Consider the following 19063-nt stretch of genomic DNA (forward strand, 5'->3'; position numbering starts at 1 on the left):
CCGCCAGGAGCCGATCAAGGAATACCGACGACCGTATTTCGCATACAGACCCACGACAAGAGCGATGTCCGTGCTCCGCCGGTGTTTTCCATGAAGATCGGGTTACCCGGGGCGGCAATTCGGGCGCCGTCCCCCATTCGGAAGCCGTACCGGGCGGGACGTGCCCCGCCCGGTCTACCGGCGGTCGAGGTAGGCCAGGCCCGGGTGCACGGCCCGGTAGCCGTCCAGCAGCCGGTGTGCGACGCCGACCGAGTCCACCAGCGGGTGCAGCGCGAAAGCCGCGACGGCCGAGGCGCGCGAGCCGCTCTCGGCGGCGGCCAGCACCTCGCGTTCGACCGCCTTGACCGCGCAGACCAGGCCGGTGGCGTGGTACGGCAGCGGGGCGACGGTGACGGGGTGGGCTCCGTTGCCGTCCACCAGGCAGGGCACCTCGATGACGGCGTCGGCGTCGAGCGCCGCGAGGGTGGACCGGTTGCGGACGTTGAGGATGAGTGTGGTCCGCTCGTCGCGGGCGACGGCCCGCATCAGCGCGAGGGCGACCTGCTCGTAGCCGCCGGACTCCAGGTCGGCGTCGTCCCGCTCGCCGGCCCCCGCGGCCTCGCGGTTCTCCGCCATGTACGTGGCCTCCCGCTCGGCGCGGGTACGGTCCCAGGTGCCCAGCGCGGGGGCGCCGGGGCGGGCCACCTCCTCGTAGAAGCGGGCCTGCTGGTCGCGGAGGAAGGCGCCGCGGGTCTGCTCGGCCTGCTGGTAGGCGAGGACGGCCTCGCGGTTGAAGTAGTAGTAGTGCAGGTACTCGTTGGGGATGGCGCCGAGCGAGCGGAGCCAGTCGGTGCCGAAGAGCTTGCCCTCCTCGAACGAGCCGAGGGCGTCGGGGTCGGCGAGCAGCCGGGGCAGTTCGTCGCGGCCGTCGACGCGCAGTCCGCGCAGCCAGCCCAGGTGGTTGAGGCCGACGTAGTCGATCCAGGCGCGGTCGGGGTCGGCGCCGAGCACCCGGGCGACCCGCCGCCCCAGTCCGACCGGCGAGTCGCAGATGCCGATGACGCGGTCGCCGAGGTGGCGGGACATGGCCTCGGTGACCAGCCCCGCCGGGTTGGTGAAGTTGATGACCCAGGCGTCCGGTGCGAGGCGCGCCACCCGCCGGGCGATGTCGACGGCGACGGGCACGGTGCGCAGCCCGTACGCGATGCCGCCCGCGCCGACCGTCTCCTGCCCGAGGACGCCCTCGGCCAGCGCGATCCGCTCGTCGGCCGCGCGTCCTTCGAGCCCGCCGACGCGGATGGCGGAGAAGACGAAGTCGGCGCCGCGCAGCGCCTCGTCGAGGTCGGTGGTGGCGGTGACGGAGGGGGCGTCGGGGATGTCCGCGGCCTGTTCGGCGAGGACGCGGGCGATGGCGCCGAGCCGGCCGGCGTCCAGGTCGTGGAGGGTGACCTGGGTGACCCGCCCCTCCGCGTGGTCGCCGAGGAGGGCGCCGTACACCAGAGGAACCCGGAACCCGCCGCCGCCGAGAATCGTCAGCTTCACACCCGCACCGCTTTCACACGTTGGTCACCGTTACGGGACCATCTTCGCGCCCCGGCGCCCGGACGGCAGGGTCAGGACCAGATACACCGCCGCCGCGGCGACCAGCCCCACCGCCCAGCCGTAGTCCGCGAGCGGCTTGAGCAGGGGGATCAGCCCGTCCTCGGGGAACGGGCCCTTTCCGGGGAGGGAGTGGGAGCCGCCCACCGCCAGCACCCCGCCGACGGCGAAGGCGGCCACGGCCCGCGGGTTCCAGCCGCGCGCGTACCAGTACCGTCCGCCCGGCCGGTAGAGGTCGGCGAGGTCGAGGACGGTGCGCCGGACGATCCAGTAGTCGGCGATCAGGATGCCCGCGACCGTACCGAGCAGTCCGCCGACCAGACCCAGCCAGGTGAAGATGTACAGCTCGGGCGTGGCGGTGAGTTTCCACGGCATGACGAGGACGCCGATGACGCCCGTGATCAGCGCGCCCGTACGGAAGTTGATGCGTTTCGGGGCGAGGTTGGCGAGGTCGTAGGCAGGCGAGACGACATTGGCGGCGATGTTCACCGAGATGGTCGCGACCAGCACGGTCACCAGCGCGAAGACCAGCCCGAAGACGTTGTCCGTCTTCGCCGCCAGCTCGACCGGGTCCCAGACGGCGGCGCCGTACACCGCCTGGGATCCGGAGGTGACGAAGACCGAGAGCAGCGCGAAGAGTGTCATCGTCGTGGGCAGCCCGAGTGCCTGGCCCCGGATCTGGGCGCGCTGGCCCGCGCCGAACCGGGTGAAGTCGGGGATGTTCAGCGACAGGGTGGACCAGAAGGCGATCATCCCCATCAGGGACGGGAAGAAGACGGGCCAGAACTCGGCGCCCCAGCCCAGCTCGGACGGCTGGTCGAGCAGCGGGCCGAGGCCGCCCGCCTTGACGGTGATCCAGACCAGCAGCACCAGCGCGCCGACGATCACGAAGGGCGCCGCCCAGTTCTCGAACCGCCGCAGGGTGTCCATCCCCCGGTAAATGATGGCGAGTTCGAGCGCCCAGAAGAGCAGGAAGCAGAGCCAGAGCGTCCAGGGCTGGCCGCCGATCCGGGACGCGTCCGTCCAGCCGCCGAAGATCTTGCCGAGCAGCACGAAGATGCCCTGCCCGCCGATCCAGGTCTGGATCCCGAACCACGCGCAGGCGACGGCGGCGCGGATCAGCGCGGGCAGGTTGGCGCCGCGCAGCCCGAAGGAGGCGCGGGCGAGGACCGGGAAGGGGATGCCGTACTTGGGTCCCGCGTGCCCCGTCAGCAGCATCGGGAGGAGCACGATCACATTGGCCAGGGCGATCGTGAGGACCGCCTGCTTCCAGTCCATGCCCAGGGTGACCAGGCCGGACGCGAGCAGCCAGGACGGGATGTTGTGCGCCATGCCGATCCACAGGGCGGCGAAGTTGTACGTGGTCCAGCGGCGCTCCGCCACCGGGACGGGCAGCAGATCGGCGTTGACGAAGCGGCTGTCCTCGGGGACGGCGCCGGGCGGCAGCTCGACGCGGCCCCGAGGGTCGCCTATCGGTCCTTCGGCGGAGGGAGCGGGCGGTACGGTCGCGGTCATGACGGCGGAACCCTTCGTTCGAGGGCGGGTGTCGGGGACGTCGAACGAGGCCGTGCGGGCGGTGGGTCGACCGGGGCGCGTCAGTCCTGGAGCGCCGGGATGATCTCGGCGCCGTACGCGTCGATCACCGCCTCCTTCGCGTCGTGCATGTCGTAGACGGCGAACTGGTCGACGCCGAGCGCGCGCAGCGCCTTCAGCTTCTCGATGTGCGCCTCGGCGGGACCGAGCAGGCAGAAGCGGTCCACGATCTCGTCGGGGACGAAGTCCGCGGAGGGGTTGCCCGTCCGGCCGTGGTGGCTGTAGTCGTACCCCTCGCGCGCCTTGATGTACGTGGTCAGCGCGTCCGGTACGAGCCCGGAGTGCTCCCCGTAGCGCGCGACGAGATCGGCGACGTGGTTGCCGACCATCCCGCCGAACCACCGGCACTGCTCCCGTGCGTGGGCGAGGTCGTCGCTCACGTAGGCGGGCGCGGCGACACAGATGGTGATCGCGTCCGGGTCGCGGCCGGCGTCGGAGGCCGCGGTGCGGACGGCCTTGACCATCCACTCGGTGAGGAACGGGTCGGCGAGCTGGAGGATGAAGCCGTCGGCCTTCCGCCCGGCGAGCGCGAGCGCCTTGGGCCCGTACGCCGCCATCCACACCGGCAGTCTCCCGTCCCGGACCCACGGCAGCCGCAGGGTGCTGCCGTCGACGGTGGCCTCGCGGCCCTCCGCCAGATCGCGGATGACCCCGATCGACTCGCCGAGGGTGGCGAGGGTGTTGGGCTTACGGCCCGCGACGCGCATCGCCGAGTCGCCGCGGCCGATGCCGCACACGGTGCGGTTGCCGTACATCTCGTTGAGTGTGGCGAAGGTGGAGGCGGTCACCTCCCAGGTCCGGGTGGACGGGTTGGTGACCATGGGGCCCACGGTCAGGGTGGTGGTGTGTTCCAGGATGCGGCTGTAGATGACGAACGGCTCCTGCCAGAGCACGGCCGAGTCGAAGGTCCAGCCGTACCGGAAGCCGTTGCCCTCCGCGCGCCGCATGAGGTCGACGACGTCGGAGGAGGGCGGGTCGGTCTGGAGGACGAGTCCGAAGTCCATGGCGGTCGCTCCCGGGTTCAGAGGTACTGGCAGAGGGCGCGGGGGGTGTACTGGCCGTGTCCGGCCCGGCCGGTGAACTGCCGTCGGTCGATGACGAGTTCACCTCGGGAGAGCACCGTCTCGACGCGGCCGGTGAGGCGCCTGCCCTCGTACGCGGAGTAGTCCACGTCCATGTGGTGGGTCTCGGCGGACACGGTCTGCTCGGCGCCCGGGTCGTAGACGACGACGTCCGCGTCGGCGCCCGGCGCGATGGTGCCCTTGCGCGGGTAGAGGCCGAACATCCGGGCCGGGGCGGCGCAGGCGATGTCGATCCAGCGGCGCCGGGTGATGTGCCCGTCGACCACGGCCTGGTGGAGCAGGTCCATGCGGTTCTCCACGCCGGGCAGGCCGTTGGGGATCTTGGAGAAGTCGCCGCGGCCCATCTCCTTCTGCCCGGAGAAGCAGAACGGGCAGTGGTCCGTGGAGACCACCTGGAGGTCGTCGGTGCGCAGCCCCCGCCACAGGGCCGCCTGGTGTTCCTTGGGCCGCAGCGGGGTGGAGCAGACGTACTTGGCGCCCTCGAAGTCCGGTTCCGCCAGGTTGTCGGTGGAGAGGAAGAGGTACTGCGGGCAGGTCTCGCCGAAGACGGGCAGCCCCTTGTCCCGGGCGGCGGCCAGTTCGGCGACGGCCTCCTCGGCGGAGACGTGGACGACGTAGAGCGGCGCGTCCGCGACCCGGGCGAGCTGGATGGCCCGGTGGGTGGCCTCGGCCTCCAGCAGGACCTTGCGCACCTCGCCGTGGTAGCGCGGGTCGGTGTGGCCGGCGGCCAGGGCCTGTTCGACGAGGACGTCGATGGCGATGCCGTTCTCGGCGTGCATCATGATCAGCCCGCCGTTGTGCGAGGCGCGCTGCATGGCCCGCAGGATCTGGCCGTCGTCGCTGTAGAAGACGCCCGGATAGGCCATGAACAGCTTGAAGCTGGTGACGCCCTCCTGGACGAGGAGGTCCATCTCCTTGAGCGAGCTCTCGTTGACGTCCGCCATGATCATGTGGAAGCCGTAGTCGATGGCGCAGTTGCCGTCGGCCTTGGCGAACCAGGCGTCGAGCCCCGCGCGCAGCGACTGGCCCGGGGACTGGATGGCGAAGTCCACGATGGTGGTGGTGCCGCCCCAGGCGGCGGCCCGGGTGCCGGTCCCGAAGGTGTCGGCGGCGAAGGTGCCGCCGAACGGCATCTCCATGTGGGTGTGCGCGTCGACACCGCCCGGGATGACGTACTTGCCGGTGGCGTCGATCGTACGGCCGGCGGTCCAGCCCTCGGCCACGTCGGAGCCGCTCGCGGCGAGGGCGACGATCCTGCTGTCCTCGATCAGGACATCGGCGTGGGTCTCGTCGGCGGCGGTGACAACGAGTCCGCCGCGGATCAGGGTGCGGGTGCTGCTCATGGTGGTGGCGCTCCCTTTCGTACGGTCGGTGGAGGGGGCGGGGTGCGGGCCGGCCGCGTACGACCGGCCCGGACCGGGGCGGGAAGGACCGGGGCCTGGGGCGTACGCGGCCGGGCGGAGCGCCGGATCAGGCGCTCCGCAGGGCCAGTTCCAGGATCGCGGCGCCCTCTTCCGCCTCGGCGACGGTCAGCGAGAGGGGCGGGGCGATCCGCAGCACGCTGGTGTGGTGGCCGCCGCCCTTGCCGATCAGCAGCCCGCCCTCGCGGGCCGCCTCCAGGACGGCCGAGGCCGTGCGCGGCGCCGCCTCCCCGGTCGCGGGGTTGATCAGCTCGATGCCGATCATGAGCCCCCGGCCGCGTACCTCGCGTACGGCGTCGACGCCCGCGCCGATGGCCCGCAGCCGCTCGATGAGCAGGCCGCCGACGCGGCGGGCGTTGCCCTGGAGGTCGTGCTCCTGGAGGTACGAGAGGTTGGCGAGGCCCGCCGCCATGGTGACGGGGCTGCCGCCGAAGGTCGAAATGGAGTTGGCGTCCAGGCAGTTCATGATGTCGGCGCGGGCGACGACCCCGCCGATGGACATGCCGTTGCCGATGCCCTTGGCGAAGGTGAGCAGGTCCGGCGGGCCGTTCCCGGCGTGCGCCTGCCAGCCCCAGAAGTGCTCGCCGGTGCGGCCCCAGCCGGTCTGCACCTCGTCGCTGATCCACAGGATGCCGTGCCGGTCGAGGACTTCGCGGAAGGCGGCGTACAGACCGTCCGGCGGTGCGGTGAACCCGCCGACGCCCTGCACCGGTTCGGCGATCAGCGCGGCGGGCGTACGGGTGTGGCCGAGCAGGTCCTCCAGGTCGGCGACGCACGCCTCGATGAACCGCTCGTCGGTGAGCCCCGCGTACGGGCCGCGGTTGCGGACGCCACCGTGCACGTAGAGCGTCTGGAGCGGGGAGAGCCCGGTGGGCGACCAGCCGCGGTTGCCGGTGACGGCGACGGTCGAGAAGGACCGGCCGTGGTAGCTGTTGCGCATCGCGAGGACCTGGTTCGAGCCGCGGTGGGCGGTCGCCAGCATCAGCGCGGTGTCGTTGGCCTCGGTGCCGGAGGTGGTGAAGAAGACCCGGGCGTCCGGGATTCCCGACAACGCCGCGATGCGCTCGGCGAGTTCGACCATCGGGCGGTTGAGGTAGAGCGTGGAGGAGTGGATGATCCGGCCCGCCTGCTCGGTCACCGCCTTGGTGACCTCGGGGAGCGCGTGGGCGGTCATCGTGGTGAGGATGCCGCCGAAGAAGTCGAGGTAGCGGTTGCCCTCCGTGTCCCAGACATGGCGGCCCTCGCCGTGGGTGATCTCGATCGGCTCGTCGTAGTAGAGCGCGAGCCAGTCGGGCAGGACGGCGCGGTGCCGGTCGTGGAGGTCGCTCACGGCCGCACCAGCCCCTCGTACGCGTCGGGCCGCCGGTCGCGGTAGAACGCCCACTGCCGGCGCACCTCCTCGATCAGCGCGAAGTCCAGGTCGCGTACGACCAGTTCCTCGGCCTTGTCACTCGCGGGCTCGCCGACGAACTGGCCGCGCGGGTCGACGAAGTAGCTCGTGCCGTAGAAGTCGTTGTCGCCGTACTCCTCCTGGCCCACGCGGTTGATCGCGGCGATGAAGTACTCGTTGGCGACGGCGGCGGCGGGCTGTTCGAGCTGCCAGAGGTAGCTGGAGAGACCGCGTGAGGTGGCCGACGGGTTGTACACGATCTCGGCGCCGTTCAGGCCGAGCTGGCGCCATCCCTCGGGGAAGTGGCGGTCGTAGCAGATGTAGACGCCGACCTTGCCGACAGCGGTGTCGAAGACGGGCCAGCCGGCGTTGCCGGGCTTGAAGTAGTACTTCTCCCAGAACCCCTTGACCTGCGGAATGTGGTGCTTGCGGTACTTGCCGAGGTACGAGCCGTCGGCGTCGATCACCGCCGCGGTGTTGTAGTAGAAGCCGGACTGCTCGATCTCGAAGACCGGGACCACCACGACCATCCCGGTCTCCCGGGCCAGCTCGCGCATCCTGGTGACGGTCGGACCGTCCGGGACGGGCTCGGCCCAGCGGTAGTGCTCCGGCTCCTGCACCTGGCAGAAGTAGGGGGCGTTGAAGACTTCCTGGAATCCGATGATCTGCGCGCCCTGCCGGGCCGCCTCGCGGGCGTGCTCCTCATGCTTGGCGATCATGGATTCGGTGTCGCCCGTCCAGGTCGCCTGGACGAGTGCGGCGCGTACGACTCGGGCCACGAGCTGCTCCTTCGGCGGGTGCTCCGGTCAGCTGCTTCGGTCAGCTCTACGCACGTAGATCTGCGTAGGAGGAGAACGTAAGCCCCGGTTCACACGGGGGCAAGACCATCGTCGTTAACCCGCAGAGTCGATCAAGTTTCACACCCGAGCGGTCGACACCGGGCAGCCCGGCCTGAGGCGGCCCGACCGGTTCTCAGCCTGCAGCGATTCCCGCCACCCGCAGAGCATGCACCACATCGCGCTCGCGGGAGGCCGACACGGCGCGCGCCGCGTCGAGAAGGCGCGGGACGAGCCGGCGCGGATCGGGTGCGGCGACGAGCGCGGCGTCCGCCGGCGGACGCGCCTGTACGAACGCGCTGAGCAGCGCCCGCGCCTCGGGTGCGCGGCCCGCGTCGTCCAGCGCGAGTACGGCGTCGGTGATCTCCCCGGCCGGCCGGGAGACGCCCTGGCGCAGCAGTTGGCCGCAGTCGTCGTCGCGCCCGGCGGCGGCGAGCGCCCCGGCCGCCGCGGCGAGCTGCGCGGGCGGCAGGAAGGCGGCCTCCCAGAGGAGTTCGGCCCAGTCGGCGCCGAGCCCGGCGCGGTGCAGCTCGGCGGCGAGCAGGGGCAGCTGCTCCGGCGGGCTGCCCGCGGCCTCGCAGAGCACGACGTGCGCCTCGCCCGTCCGCCCCTCGGCGCGCAGCCTGCGCAGCGCGCCGACGATCCGGTGGGCGGCGCGCCGGTCCTCCGGCGAGGGCGAGGGCGAGGGCGACGCCCCGGGCCCGGCGGACGCGGTACGCGGCGCGGCGCCGGGCGCGCCGCCGAACCGGGCGCCACGCGGGGTGGCGGGCGCGGCGGGCGGCGGCGCCGGGAGGACGGGCGCGGGCGGCGGCTCCTCGGCCCGCCGGGCCCCGTCGGCGGCGTAGGCCTCACCGGCGGCGCCGGCCTCATGAGCCCCGTAAGCATCACCAGCCTCGTAAGTCTCGTAAGTGTCGTAAGCCTCGTCGACGTCAAGCCCGGCGAAGCGGGCGCCGCGTGGCTTGCGCTTCTTCTGCGGGGGCTCGGCCCGGCGCGCGGCGGTGCCGGGGCCCGCGCTCTCCCCGGCGGTGCCGGGGCCGGGGGCCGTACCGCCGGTGCGGCGGCGGCCGCCCCAGCGCGTCCGGCCCCGCTCGGTCCGGCCGGACGCATCGCCGCGGGCCGCCGGTTCCCGACCGTACGCGCCCGGATCCGCGCCGGTCTCCGCACCGGCGCCGGCGCCCGGACCGGCGCCCGGATCCGCGTCCGTACCCAGGCCGTTGCCGGTGCCCCTGCCGGTGCCGGTGTCCGCGCCCGGATCCGCCGCCGGCTCCGGCAACGCCGCGATCCTGGACCGGAGTTCGGCGCAGCGGGCGGTGGCGCGGGCCAGGTCGTCGCGGACCCACGCGAGATCGTGGGTGAGCTGCCGCTCGCCCGGCGCGCCCTCGGGGGTGGTGCGGAGCAGCCGGACCAGCTCCTCGGCCCGGCCCGCCGCGGCGGTCCGCTCACGGTCCATCAGCCGCAGCCGCTCCGCGAGCGCCGCACCGTTGCCGGGGAGCCGGTCGTACGCCAGGGCCGAGACGGTGTGGAGCCGCCGGGCCCGCTCGGTCTCCGCGGCCGCGTCGACGGGCTGCGTGTCGCGTCCGGCCGCGAAGTCCTGGAGCAGCGACTCCACCACGTCCCACGGCGGGATCTCGGCACCGCCGAGGCAGGCCCGCAGTCCCTCGGGGTCGCGGTGGAGGAAGACTCCGTACCAGCCGGCGCCGGGGTCGAGCAGCGTCGTCAGATCCTTTAAGTACCGAGCGAACGTCCCGATCTCCACCGGGAGTTGCCGCACCGCCATCGCTGTCCCGCCCCTCCCGCCCGAAGAGGACTCTCCGGTCCGAGGCATTCGACCTCAGTCGTGTTACAGGACGAATACAGACAGTTTTCCGGGAGGGTGCGATGCCCTCATCACCCCCGCCGGAGCGATGCCCTCGGCGGCCGGACGTCAGAACGTGACGGCGATCCCGGTGTGCGGCCGCTTGCCGCGCCGTACGACCATGGCGGGCCAGTCGGTCAGCCAGAACTGCCAGGTGTACTTGCGGGCGAGGAGCCGTCTGACCCGCTCCAGCTCCGCCCCGTCGAGCAGCCGCGCCGTCCCCTCGGCGCTCGGCGCGCCGGGGGCGATCCGTCCGCGCACCGTGCACGCGGTGACCACGGCACGGGGATTGGCGCGGATCCGCTTGACCTTCCAGGAGTCGGACCGGGTCCAGATGAACAGCTCGCCCCCGTCCACGGCGTGCCAGACGGGGGTGGCGACACCCGTCCCGTCCTTGCGGTAGGTGGTGAGACTGACATAGCGGCTGCGGCCGAGCTCATCGAGGGTCGTCACGCACGCGAGCGTACGCGACCGGACACCGGCCCGCCCCGGCCCGCTCAGGCCACGGCCTCAGGCCGCCGGCAGCGACACCAGCGCGCAGCTCTCGGCGATCCGGTCCATCGACAGTCCCAGCGCCCCGGCCAGCGCGGCCACGGTGAAGAAGGCGGGCGTCGGGGCCCGGCCGGTCTCGATCTTGCGCAGCGTCTCCGCGGAGAGCCCGGCGACGGCGGCGACCTCCACCATGCTCCGTGAGCCGCGCGCCTCGCGGAGCAGACGGCCGAGCCGTTCGCCGCGCTCACGCTCTTCCGGGGTGAGGGGGGTTCGCACCATTGCGTCATTGTAATACCGCCCGGGCAATTCCCGCACACCCCGCCGACCGGTAAAGTTATTGGAATGGTGGAGATCAAAACCGATGCGTCCCTGGACGCCATGCGGGGAGCGGGCCGAGTCGTCGCCCAGGCACTGACGGCCGTACGCGAGGCCGCCGCCGTGGGGGTCACGCTGCGCGCCCTCGACGAGACCGCCCGCGCCGTGCTGCGCGAGGCGGGGGCCGGCTCACCCTTCCTCGACTATCACCCCCACTGGGCGCCCACCCCGTTCCCCGCCGTCATCTGCGCCTCCGTCAACGACGCGATCGTGCACGGCATCCCCGGCTCCTACCGGCTGGTCGACGGCGACCTCGTGTCGATCGACTGCGGCGCGGTCCTCGACGGCTGGGTGGGGGACGCGGCGGTCAGCTTCACGGTCGGCCGCGCCCGCCCGGACGACCTCCGGCTGATCGACACGTCGTACGAGGCGCTGGAGGCGGGCATCGCCGCGGCCCGGGTGGGCAACCGGATCGGCGACATCGCGCACGCGATCGGCCGGGTCTGCCGCGCGGCGGGGTACGGCATCCCCCACGGCTTCGGCGGCCATGGCGTGGGCCGCACCATGCACGAGGACCCGGGCGTCCCCAACGAGGGACGCCCGGGTCGCGGCCTGCGGCTGCGCCACGGCATGGTGCTGGCGATCGAGCCGATGCTGACAGGCAGCGGCACGGACCGCAGTTACACGGCCCGCGACGGCTGGACGGTCCGCACCCTCGACTCCAGCCGCGCCTCCCACGCGGAGCACACGGTGGCGATCACCGACGAGGGCCCCCGGATCCTGACGGCGCTCTGAGACACCCGCGCCCGCCGTGCCGGACGTCCGGCCCCGCACCGGACGTCCACCGCACCCAGGGCCTGCCGTCAACTACCCTGCACCGCAGGTCAGTTCAGGGGTTCGATCCAGACGTTCCTGAAGCGCACCTTGTTGCCGTGGTCCTGGAGCCGGATCGCACCCGCGGCGGCCGATTCCGCGTCGCCGGCGCCGGTCGGCCCGTCCACCGCCACCTTGTCGTGGACGGTACGGCCGTTCCACTCCACGGTGATCCTGGCGTCCTCGGTCTTCCGGCCCTCGGCGTCGAAACGGGCCGCGCGGAAGACGATGTCGTACGTCTGCCAGGTTTCCGGTGGTGTGCCGGCGTTCAGGTCCGCGGCCTTCTTGTTGTAGATGGCCCCGGCCTCGTTCACCGCCAGTTTCTCCACACCGTACGAGTCCAGGATCTGGATCTCGTACCGCTCCTGGAGGTAGACGCCGCTGTTGCCGCGGTCCTGTCCCGTGACGTCGTCCGGCAGCTTCGGCACCCGGAATTCGGCGTGCAGCCTGAAGTCACGGAAGGACTGTTTGGTGCGGATGTCGCCGCAGCACACCTCGATGGAGTTCTCGGCGGTGCGCGGCCATTCGACACTGCGGCCGTCGGTGTGCTGCCAGGCGGTGGAGACGCTGCCGCCGGAGAACAGGTCGATGCGGCTGCCCGGCTTGCGCACCTCGATCATGTCGAGGTTGACGTGGCCGGTGTCCTCGGGCCGGTACGTGTAGGTGACGGTGTTGCGGCCCTTGTTCAGGGTGAACCGCTCCGTCTGCGTGGACCAGCGGTTCCAGGCGCCGGTGGAGGGGAGGCCTGTCTGCCGCGCCTGCCCGCCGTTGACGGCGACTCCGATGGTCTTGGTTCCGGTGAAGGGGTTGGGGCCGTTGGCGTAGCGCAGTGCCACGTCGTAGTCGCCCTTCGCGGGTGCGCTGATCTCGAAGGTGGCGGTGGCGCCCTGGGTGCCGAAGCCGTCCACGAAGCCGCCACCGGTGTACCCGGCGTGCTCGGTGTCGATGTCCGCCCCGCCGGAGAGCCGCGCCGACTCGGCGTCGTACGAGGTGACGGGCTGCTCGGGGCCCGGGCGGGCGTTCAGTGTGTACCAGGCCTCGGTGGACCAGAGCTGCTCGCCCGTGGCCGAGGCGAACGGGCGCGGCGAGCGGACGTGCACCACCCGGTCGGTCTTCAGGCCCGGGATGGTGAGCCGGACCGTGCGCCGGTCGTCGGAGAGCCGGGCGGCCGAGACGGGCAGGACCTCTTCGTCGATCTTGGGGCCCCCGTACGCCGGGGTGGGGACGTAACGCCACTGCTCGACGGAGTAGGCGCCGTCGGTCAGTTTGGCGGCGGTCTCCTCCGACAGGGGCTGGGTGTAGGTGAGTTCGAAGCCGTCGCGGGTGGCGCGCATGGTCTTGGTGTCGAAGGCGGTCTTGCCGTTCGGCGTGAGTTTCTGCAGGCCGAAGCGGAGCTTGCCCTCCTGGCCCCAGTTGCCCTCGGCGCCGAGGCCGCCCGCGTAGATCGCGCCGTCCGGGCCGGTGCTGATCCGGGTGATACCCGCTTCCAGGCCCTGGGTGTGCCGGAACACCGCGCCCTGGTACTCGCCCTTCACCTTCTCCAGGTCGGCACGCTGGATGCCGCCGTAGGTGACGTCGCCGAAGAGCATCTGCCCGGCGAAGGGCCCCTTCTTCAACAGCATCGGTGTGCTGGGCGAGTTGGCTATCTCGTTCTGCGGCAGCCAGAGCACCGGCTTGGTGACCGTACGGTCGTCGAACGGGCCGTCCGGGTTGGTGTAGTGGTTGAAGAACCGGTCCTTCTTGACGTGGAGCAGCTTGGAGGCGGGCAGCCAGCCGCCCTGGTTGTCCGTGACGAAGAGGTCACCTCCCGGGCCCCGTCCGATCCCGTTCGGTGTGCGGAGACCGCCGGCCAGGTAACTGACCTTCCCGGTCTTCCTGTTCACCTTGACGGTGGTGCCTCGGTTCGGGGCGGGCTGCGGGTTGGTCGTCGCGCCGCCCTGGTTGATGGCGACGGACAGGTTCAGATAGAAGTTCCCGTCCTCGTAGAGCAGTCCGAAGGCGAACTCGTGGAAGTTGCCCCCGTACGGCCACTCGGCGATCTTGCGGATCTCGTCGGGGGAGTTGACACCCTTGGTGTCGGACAACTCGGTCAGCTGGTGCTTCTCGGAAACGTACAGCTTTCCGTCGACGTACTTGATCCCCATCGGCTCCTTGAGGCCGCCGGCGATCTTCGTGTACGTGACCTTCTCCGGACCGGTGTCCCCCGTCACGTTGTCGAGGACGTACACCTCCCCCTCCGTCTTGGTGCTGCCGCCCCAGGTGGTCACGGCGAGCCGGCCGCCCGGCAGCCAGTCCATGGCGGAGACCTGCGGCTCGAAGCCCTCCGGGCGCAGATCGGTGAGGGTGTAGCCGGGGTTGACCGAGGTCAGCGGGAGGCCGTCGCCGGGGGTGTCGTACGTCCCCTCGCACTCCTTGCGGCCGGGGGCGGTGACCCGTACGACGCCGGCGTCGGTGCTGAGCACGGAGTTCGGGACGAGGGTGAAGGAGTCCGCGCCCGGCGGCTTCCACTGGAGGGTGACCTGCTGTTCGCCGCCCCGGTCGAAGTGGTCGATCCGTAAGGGGTGGTAGCCGGGGGCAAGGGAGATCTCGCCGTCCTTGGGCTCGGCGCCGTGCAGCCCGTCGTGGTCGATGACCTTCTTGCCCCCGACGAAGAGCCGGGAGCCGTCGTCGCTGATCAGGCGGAAGGCGTACGTGCCGTCCGCGGGGACGTTGATGTTCCCGATGATCTGCGAGACGAAGTTGTCGGTGAAACCGAACCCCTCGGTGGAGGACCAGTCGACGGTGGGGATCAGCTTGTCGACGTTGGGGGTCTGGGCGGGCTTGAGGTCGCAGAGCTTGCTCAGCGGGGACTGGATGTCGAAGACCCGGAGGGTGACCCCGGGTTCCTGGGGCGGCAGGTCCCCGAAGGGCCTCTCGTCCGCCTCGGCGGCCGGCGCCGTGAGACCGCCGGTGAGAAGCGCCGCGAGGAACAGCCCGGCGAGTCTTCGGGGGCGGCGGCGATGGTTGGGGGTGCTCTGGTGCGTGCGGGGCGTCACTCTTCCTCCTGCTGTGCGCTGCGAGGCAGCGCGGCCGGGGACGGACCTTCCGTGCGAGAGCGACGCCCAGCGTACGAAGAGTGCACCGAACCGTCCACACTTTGTCCTCGATGAGTTGAAACTCGCGGGGCGCTCGGTGCGGACGGTGCCGCCGCGCCCGTGCGGGCGCGGCGGGTCGGGGCAGTGGGTCGGGCCCGGTGGATCAGCCCGGCAGGTCGGGCCCCGGCGGGTCAGGCCCCGTGCTTCCGAGTCAGGGCTTGCCGCTCGCCGGGTGGACGACCATCGCCGAGCCGCCGCCCCTGCGTACCGTCTCGGCCGCCGCCAGCCAGCGGCCGTCCGGCAGCCGCTGCACCCCGGTGGCCGCGCCGATCTCCGGGTTCTGGGTGAACGTGTGCCCCAGCGCCTCCAGTTGCTGGCGCACCGGGCTGTTCCACAGCCCCGGCTCCAGCTCGGTCGAGGCCGTGTTGCGCTGGCTCGCGCGGGGCGCGGCGATCGCCTCGACCAGCGGCAGGCCCCGGTCCAGCGTCCCGGTCAGCGTCTGGAGCACGGTGGTGATGATGGTCGCGCCGCCCGGCGAACCGACCGCGAGGACGGGCTTGCCGTGCCGGTCCAGGACGATGGTCGGGGAGATCGACGACCTCGGCCGCTTGCCGGGGCCCGGCAGGTTCGGGTCGTGGACCGCCGGGTTGGCCGGGGCGAACGAGAAGTCCGTCAGCTCGTTGTTGAGCAGGAAGCCCCGCCCCGGCACGGTGATCGCGCTGCCGCCCGTGGACTCGATGGTCAGGGTGTACGCGACGACGTTGCCCCACTTGTCGGCGACCGTGAGATGGGTGGTGTTCTCGCCCTCGAAGGTGGTCGGCGCGGCGGTGCCGCCCGGCGCGCACGGTGTCGGATCGCTCGGATCGCCGGGCGCCAGCGGGCTCTTGAGGACCGCGTCGTCCTTGATCAGGCAGGCCCGGGAGTCCGCGAAGCGCCGGGAGAGCAGCCCCTTCGTCGGTACGTCCTCGAAGGCCGGGTCCCCGACCCAGCGGCCCCGGTCCGCGAAGGCGATCCGGCTCGCCTCGATGTAGCGGTGCAGGTACGCCGCCTGTGACACCTTCGAAAGGTCCGTACGGGAAAGGATGTTGAGCGCCTCGCCGACGCTGGTGCCGCCGGAGGACGAGGGCGCCATGCCATACACGTCGAGCCCGCGGTAGCCGACCTTGGTGGGTGCCTGGCGCTTCGTGCGGTACGCGGCGAGGTCCCGCGTGCTCAGGTCGCCCGCGCGCACCGTACGGTCCGCCGCCGGGTCGACCGGCGGGGTGCGCACCGTGCGGACGATGTCGCGGCCGAGCGCGCCCCGGTAGAGGAGGCCGGTGCCCTCGCGCCCCAACTCCTGGTAGGTGCGCGCCAGATCGGGGTTCTTGAAGACCGAGCCCACGACGGGGAGTTCGCCGCCGGGCAGGAAGAGCTTCGCGGTGTCGGGGAAGTCCGCGAACCGCGCCTGGTTCGACTGGGTCTGGGAGCGGAAGGTCGCGTCGACGGTGAAGCCGTCCTTCGCGAGCCGCTCCGCGGGCTTCAGCACCTGGCCGAGGGAGCGGCTGCCCCATGCGTCGAGGGCGGTCTCCCAGGTGGCCGGGGTGCCCGGGGTGCCGACGCCGCGACCACTGGTCACGGCCTCCGCGAACGGGATCGGCACCCCGTTCTCCAGGAAGAGGGAGCGGTCCGCGGAGGCCGGCGCGGTCTCGCGGCCGTCGATGGTCCGTACCGTACGGGATCTGGCGTCGTAGTAGACGAGGTAGCCGCCCCCTCCGATGCCCGCGGAGTACGGCTCGGTGACCCCGAGCGCCGCCGCGGTGGCGACGGCCGCGTCCACGGCGTTGCCGCCCTTCCTGAGCACCTCGATGCCGGCCGCGGAGGCGTCGGCGTCGACGCTGGCGACGGCTCCCCCGGACCCCGTCGCGACCGGCACCTTCACGGGCGGCACCGGCGCGGGCGGGGCCGGGGCCGCCCCGGGCGGCGCCCCGGCGGCTATCGAGAGCAGCGCGGCGGTGACGGCCGCGAGCGAGAGATTCCGCGCGGTGGAGCGACGCATCAGGTACCTCCGTCGGCGAGGGAGCCGGTCGGTGACTGTCGCGCGCAGCGTAACCGCGGGACACCGGCACCGTCAGGACCGCCTCGGACACGGACGCGCTCTGCGGCTACGATGCGCGCCCATGAATGACGACATACGCAACATCGTGCTCGGCGTGGTCGCCACGGGGGTCAGTGCCGCGCTGGGCTGGATCGCCCGCAGCTACCTCTGGCGGCGGAAGCTGCGCAGGAAGCAGGCGTTCTTCGGGCTGCCCACCAACTCCGAGTGTCTGCTGGTCGTCAACCGGAAGGCGGGCAGCGACGGCACCGTCCACCGCAACGACGTCTCCGCCCTGCTGGAACTCTCCGCGCTGATCAAGGACTGCGGCGCGCACGCCGACATCGTCCAGCACGACACCGCGCGCCAGGGTTTCGGGGAACGTACGGAGTTCTGCCTGGGAGGCCCCTCCTCCAATCGGCGGATGGCGGCACATCTGTCATCCCTGCTGCCGGGCATCCGGGTGAACACGGACTCCGAGCCGGTGTCCGAGCGGGGCGCCTTCCGGATCGGGACCGACCGCTATCTCGCGGAGCCCGGCGTCAGCGAGTACGTCCTGCTGGCGCGGCTCACCGTCGGGGAGGGCGCGCGGCCCGTCTTCCTCTGCTGCGGCCAGCGGTCGATCACCAACCAGGCGGCCACGCGCTACCTCGCCCGCCACCACGAGCGGCTGACCCGCAAGTACGGGGACGGTTCGTTCTGCCTGCTGCTGAAAGTGGTGAACTCGCAGGCGTACGGCCCCGATGTGGTGGAACTGGTGGCCGATGTGATCCGCGCGGCCCGGACCCCGCTGCCGGAGCCGACACCCGAGCCCGAGCCCGCCGAGTAGCGGCGGCCGGGGCGCCGTGGCGGGCCGGGGCACAACCCGACCGGCGGACAGCTGACCTTCCTCCCGGGCGTCGGGCCCGGCCTCCTGGCCGGGTACCGCCGCCGTACGGGAAGTGATCACCGGCTGTCTGCCGGGCGGGTCACTGCCCTGTGCGCTACTGCCCTCCCGGCAGCAGCGTCCCTGTCCCGGCCGGGGCGGCTTCCACGGCCTCGGTTCTCGGGTTGTGCCGCTGACGCCCGGCCAGCCAGTGGGCGAACCAGGAGAGCAGCATGCACATCCCGATGTAGATCGGTGAAATCACCATCACCACAGGGATGAACGGCAAATCGTAGTCGAGATTCGAGGCGATGAGCTTGCCGGCATGGAGGAACTCCTCGTAGGTGATGAGATAACCGAGCGATGTGTCCTTGAGAGCGACCACCAGCTGGCTGATGATCGTGGGCAGCATGGCGCGGACCGCCTGCGGCACCAGCACGTACGTCATGACCTGCGTCTTGCGCATGCCGAGCGCGTACGCCGCCTCCCGCTGACCGCGCTCCACCGCGTGTACTCCGGTACGGAAGACCTCGGCGAGCACGGAGCCGTTGTAGAGCGTCAGACCCGCCACCAGCGCGGGCAGGGCCTGCACCTTCAGCGCCACGAAGATGAAGAAGATCATCACCAGTACGGGCATGGCCCGGAAGAACTCGACGAGCAGCGTGGCGAGCAGCCGGACCGGCCGGTGCTCGGAGAGCCGCCCGCAGGCGAGGACCGCGCCGAGCACGAGCGAGAGCACCGCCGCGTACCCGAACGCCTTGAGGGTGTTGCCGAGACCGCGCAGCAGCAGGTCCTGGATCCCCTGGTACGTGAAGGGGTCCCACTTGACGGCGGTGAACTGCCCGGTGTCGAAGAGCAGATGGATCAGCCAGCCGAGCAGCGCGGCGATCACGGCGGTCGACACCAGCCCGTAGGCGCGGTGGCGGCGCCGGGTGCGGGGCCCGGGGATGTCGTAGAGGGCGGTCGACTCGCTCATCGGGCGACCCCCCAGCGCCGCTCCATCAGATGGAACAGCGCGCTGATGGCCAGGGTGATGATGAGATAGCCCACGGCGATCCAGACGAACGACCAGACGATGTTGTAGCCCCTCTCACTCAGGACCTTGTAGGTGCCGAGCAGTTCGGTGACGCTGAACGCGCCCGCGATCGCGGAGTTCTTGGCCAGCGCGATCAGCGTGGAGCCGACGGGCGGGATGACCGTGCGGAACGCCTGCGGCAGCACCACGTCGCCGAGGGTCTGGCCGAAGCTCATCCCGAGGCTGCGGGCCGCCTCGCCCTGCCCCCTGTGGACGGTGTTGATGCCGGAGCGCAGCACCTCGCAGATGAACGCGGAGGTGTAGCAGCCGAGGGCGAGGACCGCGAAGAGCTGGAAGGGCAGGACGAGTCCGAAGCGCGGCAGCCCGAGGACGACGGCGAAGAAGAGCAGCGTCAGGGGGGTGTTGCGCAGCACGGTGACCCATACGGTGCCGAAGGCGCGCAGGGCGCGTACGGGCGACACCCGGAACGAGGCCATGACGAAGCCGAGGGCGAGCGCCAGCAGGGAGGCGTAGACGGTCAGTTCGAGCGTGCCGAGGAAGCCCTCGCCGTAGAGGGCGAAGTTGTCGGTGAGTACGTCCATG

The 19063-nt window shown here is 71.8% G+C and carries 15 protein-coding genes; 2 read left to right on the forward strand and 13 right to left on the reverse strand.

Going from position 1 to position 19063, the window contains the following annotated elements; genetic code table 11:
* Positions 1–174 precede the first annotated feature (174 nt).
* From ACFXKG_RS05135 to ACFXKG_RS05175, 9 genes are all read right to left on the reverse strand, one after another.
* Positions 175–1521: a 6-phospho-beta-glucosidase gene (locus tag ACFXKG_RS05135; RefSeq protein WP_384832498.1), complete on the reverse strand. Its 1347-nt coding sequence runs from the start codon at positions 1519–1521 to the stop codon at positions 175–177.
* A 30-nt stretch (positions 1522–1551) separates the two neighbouring features.
* On the reverse strand, positions 1552–3093 hold the full coding sequence (locus ACFXKG_RS05140) for an NCS1 family nucleobase:cation symporter-1 (protein ID WP_384832501.1): 1542 nt from the start codon (positions 3091–3093) through the stop codon (positions 1552–1554).
* 80 nt (positions 3094–3173) lie between these two features.
* A complete protein-coding gene (locus ACFXKG_RS05145) occupies positions 3174–4175 on the reverse strand; it encodes a TIGR03842 family LLM class F420-dependent oxidoreductase (protein ID WP_382885704.1) in 1002 nt (333 codons plus the stop codon).
* Between the two features lie 17 nt (positions 4176–4192).
* Entirely contained in the window at positions 4193–5596 is a 1404-nt protein-coding gene (gene hydA, locus ACFXKG_RS05150; protein WP_384832506.1) for a dihydropyrimidinase, read from the reverse strand.
* A gap of 127 nt (positions 5597–5723) precedes the next feature.
* The gene (locus ACFXKG_RS05155; RefSeq protein WP_384832509.1) at positions 5724–7004 is read right to left on the reverse strand and encodes an aspartate aminotransferase family protein; all 1281 of its coding nucleotides are present in this window, start codon (positions 7002–7004) and stop codon (positions 5724–5726) included.
* Entirely contained in the window at positions 7001–7843 is an 843-nt protein-coding gene (locus tag ACFXKG_RS05160) for a nitrilase-related carbon-nitrogen hydrolase (protein WP_384832512.1), read from the reverse strand. Before ACFXKG_RS05160 ends, ACFXKG_RS05155 begins: the two co-directional genes overlap by 4 nt.
* 193 nt (positions 7844–8036) lie before the next feature.
* Entirely contained in the window at positions 8037–9677 is a 1641-nt protein-coding gene (locus tag ACFXKG_RS05165) for a hypothetical protein (RefSeq protein WP_384832515.1), read from the reverse strand.
* A 147-nt stretch (positions 9678–9824) separates the two neighbouring features.
* Entirely contained in the window at positions 9825–10208 is a 384-nt protein-coding gene (locus ACFXKG_RS05170) for a PPOX class F420-dependent oxidoreductase (protein WP_384832518.1), read from the reverse strand.
* A 57-nt stretch (positions 10209–10265) separates the two neighbouring features.
* A complete protein-coding gene (locus ACFXKG_RS05175) occupies positions 10266–10526 on the reverse strand; it encodes a helix-turn-helix transcriptional regulator (RefSeq protein ID WP_365809113.1) in 261 nt (86 codons plus the stop codon).
* Positions 10527–10589: 63 nt separating this feature from the next.
* Between ACFXKG_RS05175 and map the strand changes: the two genes are divergently transcribed.
* Positions 10590–11357 (forward strand): type I methionyl aminopeptidase, encoded by a 768-nt coding sequence (map, locus tag ACFXKG_RS05180; RefSeq protein ID WP_384832521.1) that lies wholly within the window; start codon positions 10590–10592, stop codon positions 11355–11357.
* Between the two features lie 89 nt (positions 11358–11446).
* On the opposite strand, the gene ACFXKG_RS05185 is transcribed toward map, so the two are convergent.
* Positions 11447–14470, reverse strand: coding sequence for a family 16 glycoside hydrolase (locus tag ACFXKG_RS05185; RefSeq protein WP_384832524.1), 3024 nt, complete (start codon positions 14468–14470; stop codon positions 11447–11449).
* A 250-nt stretch (positions 14471–14720) separates the two neighbouring features.
* Positions 14721–16544 carry a gamma-glutamyltransferase gene (gene ggt / locus ACFXKG_RS05190; RefSeq protein ID WP_384832527.1) on the reverse strand — a complete coding sequence of 608 codons (1824 nt, stop codon included), beginning with the start codon at positions 16542–16544 and terminating at the stop codon, positions 14721–14723.
* Between the two features lie 121 nt (positions 16545–16665).
* Here ggt and ACFXKG_RS05195 point away from each other — a divergent pair, with 121 nt between their 5' ends.
* The gene (locus tag ACFXKG_RS05195; protein ID WP_384832531.1) at positions 16666–17409 is read left to right on the forward strand and encodes a hypothetical protein; all 744 of its coding nucleotides are present in this window, start codon (positions 16666–16668) and stop codon (positions 17407–17409) included.
* Between the two features lie 154 nt (positions 17410–17563).
* Here ACFXKG_RS05195 and ACFXKG_RS05200 read toward each other — a convergent pair whose 3' ends face one another.
* Positions 17564–18421, reverse strand: a complete 858-nt coding sequence (locus ACFXKG_RS05200; protein ID WP_382885687.1) for an amino acid ABC transporter permease — start codon at positions 18419–18421, stop codon at positions 17564–17566.
* Positions 18418–19062 (reverse strand): amino acid ABC transporter permease, encoded by a 645-nt coding sequence (locus ACFXKG_RS05205; RefSeq protein WP_384832534.1) that lies wholly within the window; start codon positions 19060–19062, stop codon positions 18418–18420. Before ACFXKG_RS05205 ends, ACFXKG_RS05200 begins: the two co-directional genes overlap by 4 nt.
* Position 19063 lies beyond the last annotated feature (1 nt).

The sequence above is a fragment of the Streptomyces sp. NPDC059255 genome (assembly GCF_042752355.1).
Taxonomy (GTDB): Bacteria; Actinomycetota; Actinomycetes; order Streptomycetales; family Streptomycetaceae; genus Streptomyces.

Bases quoted from the DNA above. Each gene is read 5' to 3' on its own strand.
- ACFXKG_RS05205 (WP_384832534.1), bottom strand. From the start codon at position 19,062: ATGGACGTACTCACCGACAACTTCGCCCTCTACGGCGAGGGCTTCCTC.
- ACFXKG_RS05140 (WP_384832501.1), bottom strand. From the start codon at position 3,093: ATGACCGCGACCGTACCGCCCGCTCCCTCCGCCGAAGGACCGATAGGC.
- ACFXKG_RS05145 (WP_382885704.1), bottom strand. From the start codon at position 4,175: ATGGACTTCGGACTCGTCCTCCAGACCGACCCGCCCTCCTCCGACGTC.
- hydA (WP_384832506.1), bottom strand. From the start codon at position 5,596: ATGAGCAGCACCCGCACCCTGATCCGCGGCGGACTCGTTGTCACCGCC.
- ACFXKG_RS05195 (WP_384832531.1), top strand. From the start codon at position 16,666: ATGAATGACGACATACGCAACATCGTGCTCGGCGTGGTCGCCACGGGG.
- ggt (WP_384832527.1), bottom strand. From the start codon at position 16,544: ATGCGTCGCTCCACCGCGCGGAATCTCTCGCTCGCGGCCGTCACCGCC.
- ACFXKG_RS05200 (WP_382885687.1), bottom strand. From the start codon at position 18,421: ATGAGCGAGTCGACCGCCCTCTACGACATCCCCGGGCCCCGCACCCGG.
- ACFXKG_RS05175 (WP_365809113.1), bottom strand. From the start codon at position 10,526: ATGGTGCGAACCCCCCTCACCCCGGAAGAGCGTGAGCGCGGCGAACGG.
- ACFXKG_RS05165 (WP_384832515.1), bottom strand. From the start codon at position 9,677: ATGGCGGTGCGGCAACTCCCGGTGGAGATCGGGACGTTCGCTCGGTAC.
- map (WP_384832521.1), top strand. From the start codon at position 10,590: ATGGTGGAGATCAAAACCGATGCGTCCCTGGACGCCATGCGGGGAGCG.